Below are 16176 nucleotides of genomic sequence, written 5' to 3'. Positions count from 1 at the left end.
GGAGAAAAACGACTCGTTTTTCTCCACCTGTTTTATTTTAGGGACTTATTAGACAGCCCCTTGTTTATTAGTTATTAACACTTTCTGCTTTCTTCTTTTCTTCTTCCTGTTTGGCAAAATATTCTTCAGCAATTTTGTCAATTTCGATCTTTAGCTCTTCGACCATTGTTTTTTCAGGAACTTTCCGGATGATTTCCCCTTTTCGGAACAGTAGTCCTTCCCCACGCGCACCCGCAATACCGATATCGGCTTCGCGTGCTTCTCCAGGTCCATTAACAGCACACCCAAGAACTGCTACTTTTATAGGAGCCTTTATTTTTTGAATATATTCTTCCACTTCATTGGCAATGCTGATCAGGTCAATTTCGATACGCCCGCAAGTAGGACATGAAATTAAGGTTGCCGCATTCGAAGATAAACCAAAAACCTTTAATAATTCACGTGCGACTTTTACTTCTTCAACAGGATCTGCACTTAAAGAGATGCGAAGGGTGTTACCGATTCCTTTATTTAAAATAACCCCCAACCCTGCCGCACTTTTTACAGTACCTGCAAACAGTGTGCCAGACTCCGTAATGCCCAAATGCAATGGATAATCAAAAGCTTTAGACGCCTTCTCATAGGCTTCGATCGCTAAATTTACATCTGAGGCCTTCATCGAGACGATAATATCGTGAAAATCCAGCTCCTCAAGAATTTTTATATGGTGAAGTGCACTTTCAACCATGCCATCTGCCGTAGGATATCCGTATTTTTCAAGAATCTTTTTTTCTAATGAACCGGCGTTTACGCCGATTCGAATCGGGATGCCGCGCTCTTTCGCTGCTTTTACGACAGCTTCTACTTTTTCGCGTTTCCCAATATTTCCTGGATTAATTCTAATTTTATCTGCTCCACCCTCAATAGCGATTAGAGCCAGTTTATAGTCGAAATGGATATCAACAACGAGGGGAATGCTGATTTGCTTTTTTATATCCGCAATCGCGTAAGCAGCTCGCTCATCAGGACAAGCAACCCGGACAATTTGACAGCCGGTTTCTTCCAAGCGCTTTATTTCAGCAACAGTTGCTTCAACATCATGTGTTTTTGTTGTCGTCATACTTTGAATGAACAGCTCATTGCTGCCGCCAATTGTTAATGGTCCGACTTTCACCGGACGTGTTTTGGTTCGATGTATAATCTCAGTCAATGGAGATTCGCTCCTTTTATTCACAGTTCTCTTTTCATTCATCCTAAAAGAATTCCACCTATTATTGTAACAATGAACTGTTCAAGTTGACAAGAAAGAGGTTTTTTATGTCGGAAGAATATATTAGTCATTAGTCCCATAATCAGGGAATCGATATGTTTGTCCAGACTTAAGTTCTTCAGGCTTTAACCCATTATTTAGGATTTTAAAATCAGTTACTACATCAGAAATCGATACAGGAAGGGGCCCGTCCAATTTTCTTTCAACAACAGAAAGCACAGTTTCTCCCGGCCTCACTTCCTTTTCGAAAAATGGCAAGGAAGTCTCGATGGAAGATTTAGCTTCAATAACTTGATCTTTTACTACAGGTAGTGTGCCATGGTTTAAGTCAAAATAAATAACATATATGAGAAGTACTGTGATCAAAAATAAGGCTAATCGTTTCATATTGGGCTAAACCTCCTTAGAATAATTGGGGTGCTTATCCAATATGTATGTTCATCAAACACGAATAGAACTGAAAATGATTAAATGATATAGGTCTTTTGGAATAAATTTCATAGAACATTTACCCTGCCTTTACAAATCTTTAACATTCCTTTGTCATAATGTAGATGGATATTGGAAGGGGTGCATCTATTTGGCAATTATCAGAAAAAATTATCTGAAGCTAAAAGCAAATTTCTTCAATTTGCTAACAAGATTCTCGCTTCAGACTAGGCTTCTAGTCCTGATTTTAGGCTTATTGCTTTTAACGGTTTCTTCTGTAGCCTATATTTCTTATGGGAAGTCAAAGGAAACAGCTATTAAATTAATGGAGCAGCGGTTAGAAAAAGAAGTGAGGACCATATATGATATTGCTCAAAATTTGATCCTTATTTATGTTGGTGAGGAAGAAAAATTCAATAAAAAAATGAATCAGGTCATTAGGAGTCAAGATGCAGAGCTTGCAAAGGATGGCCTAAATGGAAGTTATTTTTTAGTAACTAAAAAAGGAGCAACTTCTTATCAAATTAGTAAAAATACAAAAATAGAATTTACGGAAACAACCCTGAACAAAATCAGAAAATTGGAAAATGGCCTTTTCCATGAGAAAATAAATGGCGAACTTTTTACAATTTCTTTTAAGAAAGTGCATGAATTCAAAGGGATTTATGTAATCGCCATTCCCCAAAAACAGTACTTAAAAGACATTGATGAAATGGCCAAATACATATTTATTGTCGTCGTTATTAGTCTTACAATTACATCGATTTTTATTATACTAATGGTAAAAAGCCTTACTAGGCCGCTAACAAAGCTGAGAGAGGTCATGAAAGAAGCAAGGAATGGAAATCTAGATGTTCGGGTTGAAGCAAAAACTACAACACCAGAAATTACTTCTCTAATCAAAAGCTTTGATGCGATGATCAGACAAATGGGTACACTTTTATATAAAATTTCTTCCACCACTAAGGATTTATCCATAACAGGGGATGAACTCCGAAGTATGTCAGGAGAAGTATTGGAAGAAAATGAACAACTGATGGAAGCGATCCAAGTAGTTAAGCTAGGTGCTGAACAAACAGCAGGCAGTTCTGAAGAAAGCATTCAAATGTTTCAGGAAATGAAAAAATCGCTGAATCATATTTTTGCGCAAATGAAGAAAGTCATGAACAAAGCTCAGTCGATGAATGATTCAGCTCATGATGGGGAAGAAAGAATTGGCGAGCTTATTCGTACTTTTGATACGTTTGAAAAAGAATTTAATGGAGTATCTTCAACTGTTAAGGAAGTAAAAAAACACTCGGAATCAATTGCAAATATCGTTACTTTAATCCAACAAATTGCGGCTCAAACGAAACTTCTGGCCTTAAATGCAGCGATTGAAGCTGCAAGGGCAGGAGAATCTGGAAAGGGGTTTGCTGTCGTTGCCAATGAAGTAAGGAAATTGGCTGATCAATCTTCCAAGGCGACAGAAGAAATAACAGAGACAATTGAACAAATGGAATTTATTTCAATCAAAGCCTCAAATGAATTCAGCGAAATGCTAGACAATTTTCAAACACATCACCAAATAGCATCTGCAAGCAGAAAATCATTCGATCTATTAATGCTAGAAATTGAGGATGTCAGTGAAATGATTGAAAAGGCGCAGAATGAGCTGATAGGATTAAATAACGCTTTGCCGAAAATGGAGTCATCTACAGAAAATTTCGTTTCCGTTTCCCAGCAAACCTTTGCAAGTGCTGAACAAATGATTTCAGCTTCGCAAAAACAGATGATTAAAGTTAAAAGGAGCCATGAAGCAGGGGAAAGACTAACAGAATTGTCTCAATCACTAGATGAGCTTAATTCTGAGTTCAATTATTCAAAGTCGTGAGAAGGAATACTCGTACTTTCGACAGGAATAGCCCTTATATTAAGGAGATAAATTTAAAAATAAAGGCACTGTTAAACAATATTGTGGTCAAGTCGCGGGATCGATTTACCTTCCGAGAGGCGGTTTTTGCTATCGCAAAAAAGGCTCTCTCCAGGCAAAATCGCCCCGCTAATATACATTTATCAATATCGCTTATGTAACATAGCCAAAATAAAGGATGCGCCAATCTTGGCGCATCTTTTATTTTTTCTTAGGCTGAGGAATTTCCTTTATCGCAAGAAATAATACCATAAATGCTACAAACCAATTAATGAAAGCTCCGTTCGGTACGGTTGTTTTTAAACTAGCCATAATCGTAAAGAAAAGGGTTGGCAATGTGACGCTGTAGGCTGCAATTCTCCAGGTATGGCGGTATTGGATATTCCTAACCAACATTTTTTTCAATAGCAATCCGAGTAATGCGAGAACCGAAACTTCGATAAATTTCAAACCTGCAGAAAAGATGTACATGACTGCTGCCATAAGCGGGATGATGACTCCGAGTGATGAATCAACAGTGACGAGTATATCTGACAGGTCTTCTTTTGTTAATGTCAAATCATTCAACATGGAGTATGGCAAAGACTGGATCTCCCCACCTGCAAAGAAGAAGGCACCATCCTTTAGGATAGCAATGGTATTATCACTATTTGAAATTGACTTTGGATCTACTGTCCCTGTCGAATCAAAAATAATCGAAATGCGATCCTTATTAATAATAACCGGGGCAGCTTGATCGGATTGCAGTTCGCCGTTTTCAATTGAAAATGAAGGAATTTCGTTTTCAATGCTGGACTGAACGGCAGCCACCCCACTTATGATCGCAGAACTGAAGTAGTAAACAGATGGGATGATTGACAGAAAGACGAGAACGAAAACATACAAAATTGTTTTACCAATTCCTTGAAAGCGGAAAAGTGCAATATCCTTAGGTGAATATAGGCTTTTAAAAAATTGCTTGAAAATATTCATTTACACACACCCTTAAAAAAATTCATCACATCATTTTAACCGGATAGAGACTTTTGAACAAGTAACACGCCTTACTTATATTTAAGAATTGTTTACGGGTGAGGGTACTCTCTATTCAGTTAAAGAAAATAGGTAAAAAAAGCAAAGGGCAACCCTTGCTTTTTGGCTGATTAAAGTCCTCCTATTAATTTAACCCGCAAATTTCATACGGACAGTTTTGGCAATCGACCTCTTTTCTTAAATAGCCTAGGTTTTTGATCGTGAATTTATTCCTATCATAGGAAATGACTTCATTTTCCCGTAGTTCTTTCAGCATTCGTTGAATTACTTCTCTCGTTCCATAAGTTAAATTAGCCAACTCTTGATGGGTCAGAGGCATATCAATCAGAATCCCTTCGTTAGTCCGGACTCCATAGCTATTGCATAGCCGGATTAATATAGAATATAACCCGCCTTTTTTGCCATTGATAATTAAATCCTGACATCTCATTTGTGCCTTTAAATATCTCGTACTAAGCCAAGCTGTCAAGATACTTAATCTTGCTTTTTCCTGTAAAATAAATGCCTCGAATTGTTCTCTCTTAATCATGAAAAGTTCACAGTCTGACATTGCCTTTGCATAAAAATGATACTTAGGCGCAGGACTAAATAATTGGTATTCCATTAGGATTTCCTCTTCATTAATAATCTTCAGGATAAATTCTTTTCCTTTCACATGAACTCTTCCAAGGGAGATACTTCCGGATAATAATAGATAAATATAGTCAACCTTATCCTTCTCTTGAAAGAGGAGTGTCCCTGATTTTACTTTTTGAACTGTTTCCTTATCAATAAAATACTGGATGAGCAAGCTATAAAGCGAAATGCTGAAATCATTCATCATACGTCACTCCTTCAATTGCTTTATACTTTGATTTAACGGAAAGAGCGCTTAAAGGTCAATATTCATAAGGGGTATTATGGAAGGTGGAAATATCAATAATGACTTAAATCGTTGACCTAATAGAGTTTATGTAAATCATGACAATTTAGCGAAGTTATGCCTCCGGCGAGCCTTTCGATTTTTTAAAGGAATTTATCGAGCGAGCTAAGGTGAAAATTTGGGCGCAAATACGCCAAGGCGAATATGATTGAAAAGGGGATAGTACGAATAAATATTAAAAAGAAGGGAAATGTATATTTGTTATGTTAAGCATTTTTATTGAAAGGATAATCCATCTTTGGTAATCTTAAAAGGAAAGTCATGAATAATCATTCTAAATTCAGAATTGTATGAATAACTGAATGGTTTAAGGGCTTAAATTAATTTACATAGGAGGAATTTATGATGGCATTTGAATTACCGCAATTACCTTATGCTTATGATGCATTAGAACCAAATATTGACAAGGAAACAATGAATATTCACCACACGAAACATCACAACACATATGTTACAAACTTAAACAACGCTCTAGCAGGAAACGAAGAGCTTCTTTCTAAAACAGTGGAAGAAGTTATTTCCAATCTGGATGCTGTGCCAGAAGCTGCTCGTACAGCTGTGCGCAATAACGGGGGCGGGCATGCAAACCATACATTATTCTGGCAAGTTATTTCTCCGAATGGCGGCGGCGAGCCGACTGGAGAATTGGCAGATGCGATTAACAGCAAATTTGGAAGCTATGAAAGCTTTAAAGAAGAATTTGCTAAGGCCGCTACTACGCGTTTCGGTTCCGGCTGGGCATGGCTTGCTGTAAACAATGGCGAGCTTGAAGTAACAAGCACACCAAACCAAGATTCACCATTAATGGAAGGTAAAACACCTATTCTAGGGTTGGATGTTTGGGAGCATGCTTACTACCTAAATTATCAAAACCGCCGTCCTGATTACATCAATTCCTTCTGGAATATTGTTAACTGGGATGAGGTTTCCAAGCGTTTCAGCGCAGCAAAATAATAGAAATACAAAACACGGCGGAATTTCCTGCCGTGTTTTTGTATCCCCGCGATAAAGCCGCATCATTTCAAGATCTTAAAAAAATCTGAATTCCGCCGATATCCTAAAAATCCTGCATAAGAGTCATCTCTTTGTAAGAAACTACCCTTTAGAAGTAAAGGGGAGTTATTTTATGAGTAAAGTGAAGAAGTTGATCGGGGATGTCGAGCTAACAAAGGATTTAGGCTTATTGCTTATTATTGGTGGGTTATACTCATTAAGCGTTGCCCTCTCGAATACGTTTGTAAATATTTTCCTTTGGAAGCAGTCCGGTGAATTCAAAGATTTAGGATTATACAATCTCTCTATTGTTATCGTTCAGCCAGTAATATTTATTCTAGCAGGCAGATGGGCAAAGAAAATTGATCGGGTCATTGTTTTAAGGATTGGTGTCATATTTTTGGCGGCTTTTTATCTGACTGTTTTATTTATAGGTGCAAATGCCTCGCAGTATTTATTGTTACTTGGTGCCCTTCTAGGCGTAGGATATGGGTTTTATTGGCTTGCATTCAATGTATTAACGTTTGAAATTACCGAGCCGGAAAATCGGGATTTCTTCAATGGGTTTTTAGGGATTTTAACATCGGTCGGCGGGATGATTGGACCAATAGCTGCGGGTTTTGTGATTTCAAAAATGGAGAAGTTTACCGGGTACTCGATCATTTTTGGTATATCTCTAGCTCTATTTTCATTGGCTGTATTTTTAAGCTTTTTTGTAAAAAGGCGCCCAGCAAACGGTAAATATTGGTTTAAGCGAATTCTTATAGAGAGAAAAAATAATCTTAATTGGCGGCTAGTTACAAACGCCCATTTCTTTCAGGGTCTTCGGGAAGGGACCTTTGCCTTTATTATTTCTGTTTTTGTGTTTATTTCAACCGGGAGTGAATTGGCTTTAGGAACATTTGGGCTTGTCAATTCAGGAGTCGCATTTATTACATACTATTTTGTATCAAGGCTTCTCAAGAAAGAATATCGAAAAAAGGCAATCTTAGCAGGTGGTGTGATTCTTTACGCCGCAATATTTCTCATCCTATTTGAAGTAACCTATTCCAAATTACTTATGTATGCAGCCACAATCGCGCTAGCTTATCCGCTCTTGCTTGTTCCCTATCTTTCAATGACTTATGATGTGATTGGAAAAGGATGGAAGGCTGCGGAAATGCGAATTGAGTATATTGTCGTCCGAGAAATTTTTTTGAACTCAGGTCGAGCCTTTTCCATTCTCTGCTTTTTAGCCGTCGTTACTTTTTTTAATGCAGAAAAGGGTATTCCGATTCTTTTGCTTTTCCTCGGTGCTGGCCATTTCATCATTTATTTCTTTATCCGAAGAATCCAATTTCATTCGACATAAGAGAAGAGTCATTCTTCTCTTTTTAATTAAGGCTACTTTTTAAAAGATTGTTGCTTTATCATAATTGAAAACGGTGAGTGGATTGGAGCGGAAGGCACTTGACTCCTGCGGGAGATAGAGGAAAAGTCGAGACCCCGCAGACGGAACGTCGAGGAGGCTCGACTTCCTCCCCGCGGAAAGCAAGTGCCTGTAGTGGAAAGGAACGGTCATTGTTTATTCCCCATAACAATAAACTTTACGAAAACAGCCTTAATTTACAAATGTTTCTTACTGCGATAAGAGGTTCTTTATAGAATAATTTCTTGAATTCTTATAGAATGGGATAAGAGACGAGATTATGAAATGAACCTTTTAAAGGAAGTGTAGTTAGAAATTGAATAATAAGAAAAAAAAGAAGAAATCCCATGTTCCATTTCGCTTAAATATATTATTCTTTATTGTCTTTTTACTGTTTTCAATATTAATACTTCGGTTGGGCTTTGTTCAGATTGTGTATGGAGACGATTACAGGCGTGAAATCGAACGTACAGAGGATATTACTGTTAACAATCCTGTACCAAGAGGGAAGATACTGGACAGAACAGGCAAAGTGATTGTGGACAATACGCCGCAAAACGCGATCACTTATACGAATAGAGGAGCAAAGCAAGACGAAATGCTCGAGGTAGCCGAAAAACTTGCGAAGATTATCAAAAAAGATACAAATAAAGTTCAGGAAAGAGATAAAAAAGATTATTGGATTATTAGAAACTTAGAGCGGGCAAATGAAAAAGTTTCGAAGGAAGAATTGGATAAATTGAAGGAGAAGTTGAAGGATAAAGAATTAGACAAAGAAATTTACCGTCTAAAACTTGAGCGAATTACAGAAGATGAGTTGAATGAACTAACAGAACACGATCTCGAAGTTCTTGCTATTTTTAGGGACTTTAGGAGCGGCTATGCCTTAACACCGCAAATCGTAAAAAATAAAGATGTTACCCCTGAGGAGTTTGCTGTTGTAAGTGAAAATCTTCAGCTGTTACCTGGGGTTGATACAACAACAGATTGGGAAAGATATTATGCATTTAATGATACACTGAAGTCTGTGCTCGGTAAGGTAACAAGTTCGGATGAAGGAATCCCAGCTGAACAGCTTGACTACTACTTAGCCCGGGATTATAGCCGCAATGATCGCGTAGGAAAAAGCTATATTGAAATGCAATATGAAGAAGTATTGCATGGGCAGAAAGCAAAAGTGAAGAACATTACAGATAAAGCTGGAAATGTTCTTGAGACAATACCTATTTCGGAAGGAAATAGAGGTAAGGACCTCGTACTAAGTATAGACATGGATCTTCAATTAGCAGTAGAAAAAATTATTGAAGAGGAATTATGGGCGGCTAAATCGTTGCCAGGTACCGCCTTGCTTGATCGTGCCTATGTTGTATTAATGGACCCTCACACCGGGGAGATTTTAACAATGGGTGGGAAAAGAATTGTTAAGGACGAAAAAACTGGAAAAAGAGAAATGCAGGATGATGCTCTTGGCAACATTACAACAACCTATAATGTTGGTTCAGCCATCAAAGGTGCGACAATTTTAACAGGTTATAATACAGGAGCGATTCAGCCAGGTACGGTTATTAATGATACTCCCTTGAAAATCGGTTCAACTCCAAAATTAAAAAAATCTTGGAAAAACCTTGGTCCTGTTAATGATATTAATGCGCTAAAGTTTTCTTCCAACGTATATATGTTCCAAACCGCAATTAAAATTGGTGGCGGGACTTATCGGTATGGCATGCCTTTGCCACTGGATAAAAAAGGATTTAGTACAATTAGAAATAATTTTGCACAATTTGGTTTAGGAGTCCGGACAGGAATTGACCTCCCTAATGAACAGACAGGTTTTAAAGGTATGGGGACTTTGCCTGGTTTTATGCTTGACCTTGCGATTGGTCAGTATGATACATATTCGAATATGCAGTTAGCTCAATATGTTTCGACTATTGCCAATGGCGGTAACCGGATGGAACCGCATATTGTAAAAGAAATTCGTGAACCATTATTGGATAATAACGAACTAGGACCGATTGTTCAGGAAATACAGCCGAAAGTTCTGAACCATATCGATGCGAAAGATGAATGGATTAAAAGAGTTCAGGAAGGTTTCCGGAAAGTGTATCAGGAACCGGGCGGAACCGCATATGCCTATTTTGGAGCTAAAGGGAAAGATTATAATCCAGCCGGAAAAACTGGGACAGCGGAGGCATTTTACGATGGCCCTGAACGGTCTAAATTCGGAAAAGAACCGCCAGCAGTTTTGAACCTAACTCTTGTCGGCTATGCACCAGCAGACAATCCTGAAATTGCGATGTCCGTTTTTGTTCCATGGGCATTCCAGGGGAATCGAGACAATGGAGCCAATCGAATTATTGGCGAAAGGGTCTTGGACACTTATTTCGCACTAAAGAAACAGCGTCAAATAGAAAATAAGGACTCCGAAAATTCCGTTCAAAATAACGAGGATGGATTAGAAGGTGAAGAAATAACGTCAGCAGGAAATGGCCAATAAGTAAAAGAAGAAACAAGCCTGTCTCCTTTTTTGAAGGAGCAGGCTTGTTTTATTTTTTTGGCTGTTTTCTAAATGATTGTTGTTTTTTTTTTGAATTAAACGGGTAGTTAGTAATATCCCATTATTCGACAAATTTACACATCAATCATCTTCATTTACAAAACCTTTACAATTCGTTAAAACAGGATTAACACTCAACCTTTATTCTAATACATGTAGGACAAAACAACCAATCTCTTAGGGGGAATAAAGAAATGAAAAGCTTTAAGTACTTAGCACTATCAGCAATGATTGGGGCAGTGCTAGCATTCACTGCAGCTTGTGGTACATCAGGAAATGGAGCATCAACTGGATCTCAAACAGAAGGAACCAACACAGAGCAAGCTAGTGAACAAGATAAGCAACTTCAAGGCGAAATTAATATTGATGGTTCTACTACAGTGTACCCTATTATGGAAGCTGTTGTTGAAGAATTTGGTATGGAGCAGCCTGGAGTAAAAGTTTCAGTTGGAACCTCTGGTACTGGCGGCGGTTTTAAAGCATTCATCGCTGGAAGCACGGATTTAAGCAATGCTTCTCGTCCAGTTAAAGATGAGGAGAAAGCTCAATTGGCGGAAAAAGGGATTGACTTTACTGAATTTAAATTAGCAAATGACGGTCTTTCAGTTGTTGTCAATAAAGATAATGATTGGGTTGATTATTTAACAATAGATGAATTAAAGAAAATGTGGCTAGAAGATGGAACTGTGAAAAAATGGTCTGACATTCGTAAAGGATGGCCAGAAACAGAAATTAAATTTTATTCACCAGGGACAGATTCCGGAACTTTCGACTATTTCGATGAAGTGATTCTAGAAAAGCAACCATTAGTTGAAAAGGCAACTCTTTCTGCGGCACCGAATGTTCTTGTTCAAGGGGTTTCCGGTGACAAAAATGCAATTGGCTATTTTGGTTTTGCTTACTACGATGAAAACAAAGACAAATTGAAAGTAGTTCCTGTTGATAGTGGAAATGGTCCTGTTGAACCAACGCATTCTACGATTGAAAGTGGAGAATATTCTCCTTTATCACGTCCATTATTCACTTATGTTAAGAATGAATCAGTAAAAAAAGAAGAAGTGTTTGAATTTGTAAAATATACAATTGATAATGCTGCTGAACTTGCTGAATCTGTCGGTTACGTTAAATTAAAGGATGAAGAATATAAAAAGGCTTTAGAAACACTAGAGGGTCTTAAATAAGTATTAAAACTTCATGATGGGAAGCGCGGTTTGTGCTTCTCATCTTGCTATTGGATGAAAGGGGTTTTCATTTTGGCTTTTCAAAGCTCGTCTACACGGATATCCGTGCAAGAATTGATACAAGCAAAAAAAAATAAGAAAAGCGCAAGCTCAGCTGTTGAAAAAACAGTTCCGTATCTGTTGTTATTGACAGCTATTGTTTCGGTATTAACAACACTTGGCATTGTACTCACATTGATTTTTGAAACTTTTACTTTTTTTGGGAGAGTTTCTATCTTTGAATTCTTAACTGCACAAAAATGGTATCCTTTTTCGGCAACTCAGGGGTCATATGGAATTTTGCCACTTGTTTCAGGTACGTTAAAGGTAACGTTAATCGCTGCTATCGTTGCTGTGCCAATTGGACTCGCATCAGCGATTTTCTTGAGTGAGTATGCATCTGACAAAACGCGCAGATGGATTAAACCGATATTGGAAGTTTTAGCAGGAATTCCTACAATTGTTTACGGATTTTTTGCTTTGACTTTCGTTACTCCCGTGTTAAGAGAAATCATTCCTTCGCTTGAAATTTTTAATGCTTTAAGTCCGGGGATTGTCATTGGAATCATGATTATCCCAATGATTGCATCACTATCTGAGGATGCGATGTCTTCTGTACCTAATTCAATGCGTGAAGGGGCACTCGCATTAGGTTCAACGAAACTGGAAGTATCATTAAAAGTTGTACTGCCTGCAGCGATTTCCGGTATTATGGCTTCGATTGTTCTCGCTGTATCAAGGGCAATTGGAGAAACAATGATTGTTGCCGTTGCTGGCGGATCAACGCCAAATTTAAACTGGGATGTTACAAGTTCTATCCAAACAATGACAGCGTATATCGTTCAAATCAGCCAGGGGGATGCAGGCTATCAAACGACTATCTATTACAGTATATATGCTGTAGGATTTACACTGTTCTTGTTTACTCTAGTAATGAACTTATTTGCCCAATTCATCTCTCGTCGTTTTAGGGAGGAATATTAAATGAAATTAATCGATCATACTTCAGTAATAAAACGAATGAAAGCAAGGCTAGTTTCAAATATATTCTTTAAAACGCTATTTTTTACGGCAACGATGTTTGGCTTATTAGTCTTAGGGATTTTATTATATCGGATATTCACTCAAGGATTTGGCCATCTTAATTTACAATTTTTACAAAATTTACCGTCGCGCAAACCCGAGTTGGCAGGCGTCAAACCAGCTTTAATTGGTACGATATGGCTTATGGGCGTTGTGGCACCAGTAACCTTATTATTGGGTGTAGGGACTTCAATTTATCTAGAAGAATACGCGAAAAAAAATCGATTTACAAGTTTTATCCAAATTAATATCTCCAACCTTGCAGGTGTTCCTTCCATTGTATTTGGGCTTTTGGGACTGACTGTATTCGTACGTGCATTATCACTTGGAACGAGTGTATTAGCGGCTGGTTTAACGATGAGTTTATTAGTTCTTCCAGTTATTATTGTTGCTTCCCAGGAAGCAATAAGGTCTGTTCCTAAGCAATTAAGAGAAGCTTCTTATGGAATGGGAGCTACAAAATGGCAGACAATCGTCCGCGTTGTCCTGCCGGCAGCTGTTCCAGGTATATTAACAGGTGGAATTCTTGCATTATCAAGAGCCATAGGTGAGACAGCTCCATTAGTAGTACTTGGACTTCCATTATTCTTGGCATTTTTGCCAAAGTCAGTTTTTGATATGTTTACAGTATTGCCAATGCAAATATACAACTGGACTGGGAGACCACAAGCTGCATTTCAAGAATTAGCAGCTGCAGGAATCATCGTGTTGCTTCTAATGTTGGTTTTCATGAATTCAATCGCAGTTTTAATACGGAATAAATTCCATAAAAGATATTAGATTTTAAGGTTTAATCGGATGAAGGGGGAATTAGAAATGACAGCAACATTGGAAAGAGAGTCAGTACGTAATGTTCAAGGGGAGAACCACCAATCTGAAATTAGAAATAAAAATATTGTCTATAAAACAGACCAGCTTAATTTATGGTACGGTGAAAATCACGCGCTTAAAAATATTAATTTAGATATTTATGAAAATGAAGTTACCGCTATTATCGGCCCTTCTGGCTGCGGAAAATCAACGTATATTAAAACGTTGAACAGAATGATTGAATTAGTGCCTATCGTTAAAACATCAGGTGAAATTGCGTACCGCGGCCGCAACATTTTTGATAAATCTTACGGGGTGGAAGAGCTGCGCACAAAAGTGGGCATGGTGTTCCAAAAGCCGAATCCTTTTCCTAAGTCCATCTATGAAAATGTGGCATATGGTCCAAAAATTCATGGCATCCGTGACAAAAAGATCCTTGATCAAATTGTTGAGGAAAGTTTAAAAGGTGCAGCGATATGGGATGAAGTAAAAGACCGTTTAAACCAGAATGCTTATGGTCTTTCAGGTGGACAGCAGCAGCGGCTTTGTATCGCACGCTGCCTTGCGATCGAACCGGATGTGATCTTAATGGATGAGCCGACATCTGCACTTGATCCGATTTCTACATTAAAGGTGGAAGAGCTTGTACAGGAATTAAAAAAGGATTTTAGTATCATTATTGTCACTCATAATATGCAACAGGCAGCCCGAATTTCTGATAAAACAGCTTTCTTCCTAAATGGAGAGGTCATTGAATACTCAGACACAAATAAAATATTCTCAACCCCTTCTGATAAGCGTACAGAAGATTATATAACAGGAAGATTTGGGTAATTAGCTTGGCTTTGCTAGTTTTTCAGAGAGAATCGTATTTGTGTACGATTTTTTCCAATGGAAAAGATGAAGGGGGATAAATACCATGTCGGTACGGGAAAGATTTGATACGGACTTAAAAGAACTACAAGGAAAATTGCTTGAGCTTGGAAATTTTGCAGAGGCAGCCCTTACGAAATCAATTGAGGCGCTTGAAACACAAAATCTTGAATTAGCTCTTGAAATTATCGATGAGGACTCAAATGCAAACCTTATGTATGAAGATATAAATGATTTTGCAATTCTTCTAATTGCGAAGCAGCAGCCCGTTGCGATTGACCTTCGCCGCATCATTGTTGCGATTAAAATCGCAACAAATATTGAAAGAATTGCTGACTTTGCTGTCAATATTGCAAAATCAACGATTAGAATTGGTTCGGAGCCGCTCGTTAAACCGATTGTTCATATTAAACAAATGCACAAGATTACATCAGAGATGCTAAGATTATCCTTAGAGGCATTTAATGATGAAGACACTGCTAAAGCGAAGAAACTGGCAGAAATGGATGATGAAGTAGATGATTTATATGGCCAAACGATTAGGGACTTATTGCAAATCAACCTGCAAAAGCCTGAATTTTTGGCGCAAATTGTCCAGCTTTCATTTATCTGCCGCTATCTTGAAAGAGCGGCAGATCATATAACTAATATTTCGGAAAGTATTTTGTACCTTGTAAAAGGGCGGCAGTATGATTTGAATTAGTAGGTGAATTGAGCTTAATATCGATTCTTAATAACAAAAAGCTAAAGGAGCATGGCCTGCTTCTTTAGCTTTTTGTTATTAGTGTTGCGATTTCTACATAACTCATTCCAGCTGATACTTCAAACGTACCGGACTGAATTTTTCTGCTATAACCATTTTCTTTTAAAAAGTTTTTAAATAGATCGGCATCATCGATGATGTTTGCCTTTTCAAGCTGCATAGCAATTTGATAGGGGCTCATCCCTCTGACAATTTTAAGTTTGAACGTATTGATAATTGCTTCAGCTTCCGCAACATCAGGTCTAATCTCCGAAGGAATTTCTTCTTTATTAACTTGCTCTTCCTTCACCTTTTCCATCAGATCATACTGTTCTTTCGTTAAAATGACATAACCATCCTCAGCCAATAAAACTTTAGCATCTTCAATAGTTAAATCCGCTGAATGTTTTTCTTCAATAGAATAATAGAATGCTCCCATCATACAAACTGAAACAAAAATTCCGAATGCAAATGCGCGGGTATTTCTTTTATTCATATTGTTGTCCTCTGTGCATCATCTCAGCAAGGATGGACTGCACTTCATCAGGAGCCAATGAAGACTGTCTGGCAATTTGTTCAACCGTTAGCCCTTGTTGGAATAAAGACCTCACTTGATTTTTTATAATCGCATGGACTTCCTTATGTTCATTTGTTAAAGGGAGTGAGGGAACAGGAATGGCTGAATGAAAAGTTTCGTCATTGACAAGGAGTTCTTCCTCTAGCACTTTTAATTTCTTTTTTATCAAGTACACATCTTGAATTTGCTGCATGGAAAGCTGATCTATTTCTTCACGAATCCCTTTATACGGGTCTTTCAAAAATACAGAAAGAATAAATAGGATTAAAGCGAAGGCAAGTAAGCCGATCATAACGTATTCCAAAATAGTCACCTCAAAAACTATTTTACCATTATTGTTAGCCAAATTCGATTCGATTTTATTTTTGA

At 37.8% G+C, this 16176-nt stretch carries 15 protein-coding genes; 9 read left to right on the top strand and 6 right to left on the bottom strand.

Features of this window, described 5'->3' with window-relative positions; all coding sequences use genetic code 11:
• Positions 1-67: 67 nt before the first annotated feature.
• Together ispG and BGM26_RS10445 are read right to left on the bottom strand one after the other, a co-directional pair.
• Positions 68-1189 (bottom strand): flavodoxin-dependent (E)-4-hydroxy-3-methylbut-2-enyl-diphosphate synthase, encoded by a 1122-nt coding sequence (ispG, locus tag BGM26_RS10450; protein WP_254119212.1) that lies wholly within the window; start codon positions 1187-1189, stop codon positions 68-70.
• A 123-nt stretch (positions 1190-1312) separates the two neighbouring features.
• On the bottom strand, positions 1313-1636 hold the full coding sequence (locus BGM26_RS10445) for a hypothetical protein (protein ID WP_217039753.1): 324 nt from the start codon (positions 1634-1636) through the stop codon (positions 1313-1315).
• 193 nt (positions 1637-1829) lie between these two features.
• Between BGM26_RS10445 and BGM26_RS10440 the strand changes: the two genes are divergently transcribed.
• Positions 1830-3551, top strand: a complete 1722-nt coding sequence (locus BGM26_RS10440; RefSeq protein ID WP_254119210.1) for a methyl-accepting chemotaxis protein — start codon at positions 1830-1832, stop codon at positions 3549-3551.
• A 240-nt stretch (positions 3552-3791) separates the two neighbouring features.
• Here the strand turns inward: BGM26_RS10440 and BGM26_RS10435 are convergent, their stop codons facing one another.
• Positions 3792-4562, bottom strand: a complete 771-nt coding sequence (locus BGM26_RS10435) for a DUF1189 domain-containing protein (protein ID WP_217039752.1) — start codon at positions 4560-4562, stop codon at positions 3792-3794.
• A 184-nt stretch (positions 4563-4746) separates the two neighbouring features.
• Positions 4747-5442: a Crp/Fnr family transcriptional regulator gene (locus BGM26_RS10430; protein ID WP_217039751.1), complete on the bottom strand. Its 696-nt coding sequence runs from the start codon at positions 5440-5442 to the stop codon at positions 4747-4749.
• A 447-nt stretch (positions 5443-5889) separates the two neighbouring features.
• Between BGM26_RS10430 and BGM26_RS10425 the strand changes: the two genes are divergently transcribed.
• The 8 genes from BGM26_RS10425 (at position 5890) to phoU (ending at position 15191) form a co-directional block, all read left to right on the top strand.
• Entirely contained in the window at positions 5890-6498 is a 609-nt protein-coding gene (locus tag BGM26_RS10425) for a superoxide dismutase (protein WP_217039750.1), read from the top strand.
• Between the two features lie 172 nt (positions 6499-6670).
• Positions 6671-7888: an MFS transporter gene (locus tag BGM26_RS10420; RefSeq protein ID WP_217039749.1), complete on the top strand. Its 1218-nt coding sequence runs from the start codon at positions 6671-6673 to the stop codon at positions 7886-7888.
• 373 nt (positions 7889-8261) lie between these two features.
• Positions 8262-10442 carry a peptidoglycan D,D-transpeptidase FtsI family protein gene (locus tag BGM26_RS10415; protein WP_254119207.1) on the top strand — a complete coding sequence of 727 codons (2181 nt, stop codon included), beginning with the start codon at positions 8262-8264 and terminating at the stop codon, positions 10440-10442.
• A 254-nt stretch (positions 10443-10696) separates the two neighbouring features.
• Complete coding sequence (locus BGM26_RS10410) at positions 10697-11683, top strand: PstS family phosphate ABC transporter substrate-binding protein (protein WP_217039748.1); 987 nt, start codon at positions 10697-10699, stop codon at positions 11681-11683.
• Positions 11684-11737: 54 nt separating this feature from the next.
• Positions 11738-12706: a phosphate ABC transporter permease subunit PstC gene (gene pstC / locus BGM26_RS10405; protein WP_217040742.1), complete on the top strand. Its 969-nt coding sequence runs from the start codon at positions 11738-11740 to the stop codon at positions 12704-12706.
• Positions 12707-13585 (top strand): phosphate ABC transporter permease PstA, encoded by an 879-nt coding sequence (gene pstA, locus BGM26_RS10400; protein WP_217039747.1) that lies wholly within the window; start codon positions 12707-12709, stop codon positions 13583-13585.
• 36 nt (positions 13586-13621) lie between these two features.
• Positions 13622-14449, top strand: a complete 828-nt coding sequence (pstB, locus tag BGM26_RS10395; protein WP_483297776.1) for a phosphate ABC transporter ATP-binding protein PstB — start codon at positions 13622-13624, stop codon at positions 14447-14449.
• 85 nt (positions 14450-14534) lie between these two features.
• On the top strand, positions 14535-15191 hold the full coding sequence (gene phoU / locus BGM26_RS10390) for a phosphate signaling complex protein PhoU (protein ID WP_217039745.1): 657 nt from the start codon (positions 14535-14537) through the stop codon (positions 15189-15191).
• A gap of 64 nt (positions 15192-15255) precedes the next feature.
• On the opposite strand, the gene BGM26_RS10385 is transcribed toward phoU, so the two are convergent.
• Together BGM26_RS10385 and BGM26_RS10380 are read right to left on the bottom strand one after the other, a co-directional pair.
• Positions 15256-15726 carry an MltG/YceG/YrrL family protein gene (locus BGM26_RS10385; protein WP_217039744.1) on the bottom strand — a complete coding sequence of 157 codons (471 nt, stop codon included), beginning with the start codon at positions 15724-15726 and terminating at the stop codon, positions 15256-15258.
• Positions 15719-16120, bottom strand: coding sequence for a hypothetical protein (locus BGM26_RS10380; RefSeq protein ID WP_367949298.1), 402 nt, complete (start codon positions 16118-16120; stop codon positions 15719-15721). Before BGM26_RS10380 ends, BGM26_RS10385 begins: the two co-directional genes overlap by 8 nt.
• Between the last annotated feature and the right edge of the window lie 56 nt (positions 16121-16176).

Source organism: Bacillus sp. FJAT-29790, assembly GCF_019039215.1.
In the GTDB taxonomy this organism is placed as follows: domain Bacteria; phylum Bacillota; class Bacilli; order Bacillales; family Cytobacillaceae; genus Cytobacillus.
The sequence above is the reverse complement of the archived record's forward strand: the minus strand, read 5'-3'. Positions and strand labels throughout refer to the sequence as shown.

Coding starts and splice junctions, on each gene's coding strand:
- phoU (WP_217039745.1), top strand. CDS start 14,535: ATGTCGGTACGGGAAAGATTTGATACGGACTTAAAAGAACTACAAGGA.
- BGM26_RS10430 (WP_217039751.1), bottom strand. CDS start 5,442: ATGAATGATTTCAGCATTTCGCTTTATAGCTTGCTCATCCAGTATTTT.
- BGM26_RS10425 (WP_217039750.1), top strand. CDS start 5,890: ATGGCATTTGAATTACCGCAATTACCTTATGCTTATGATGCATTAGAA.
- BGM26_RS10410 (WP_217039748.1), top strand. CDS start 10,697: ATGAAAAGCTTTAAGTACTTAGCACTATCAGCAATGATTGGGGCAGTG.
- pstB (WP_483297776.1), top strand. CDS start 13,622: ATGACAGCAACATTGGAAAGAGAGTCAGTACGTAATGTTCAAGGGGAG.
- pstC (WP_217040742.1), top strand. CDS start 11,738: ATGAAAGGGGTTTTCATTTTGGCTTTTCAAAGCTCGTCTACACGGATA.
- BGM26_RS10445 (WP_217039753.1), bottom strand. CDS start 1,636: ATGAAACGATTAGCCTTATTTTTGATCACAGTACTTCTCATATATGTT.
- BGM26_RS10385 (WP_217039744.1), bottom strand. CDS start 15,726: ATGAATAAAAGAAATACCCGCGCATTTGCATTCGGAATTTTTGTTTCA.
- BGM26_RS10435 (WP_217039752.1), bottom strand. CDS start 4,562: ATGAATATTTTCAAGCAATTTTTTAAAAGCCTATATTCACCTAAGGAT.
- pstA (WP_217039747.1), top strand. CDS start 12,707: ATGAAATTAATCGATCATACTTCAGTAATAAAACGAATGAAAGCAAGG.
- BGM26_RS10420 (WP_217039749.1), top strand. CDS start 6,671: ATGAGTAAAGTGAAGAAGTTGATCGGGGATGTCGAGCTAACAAAGGAT.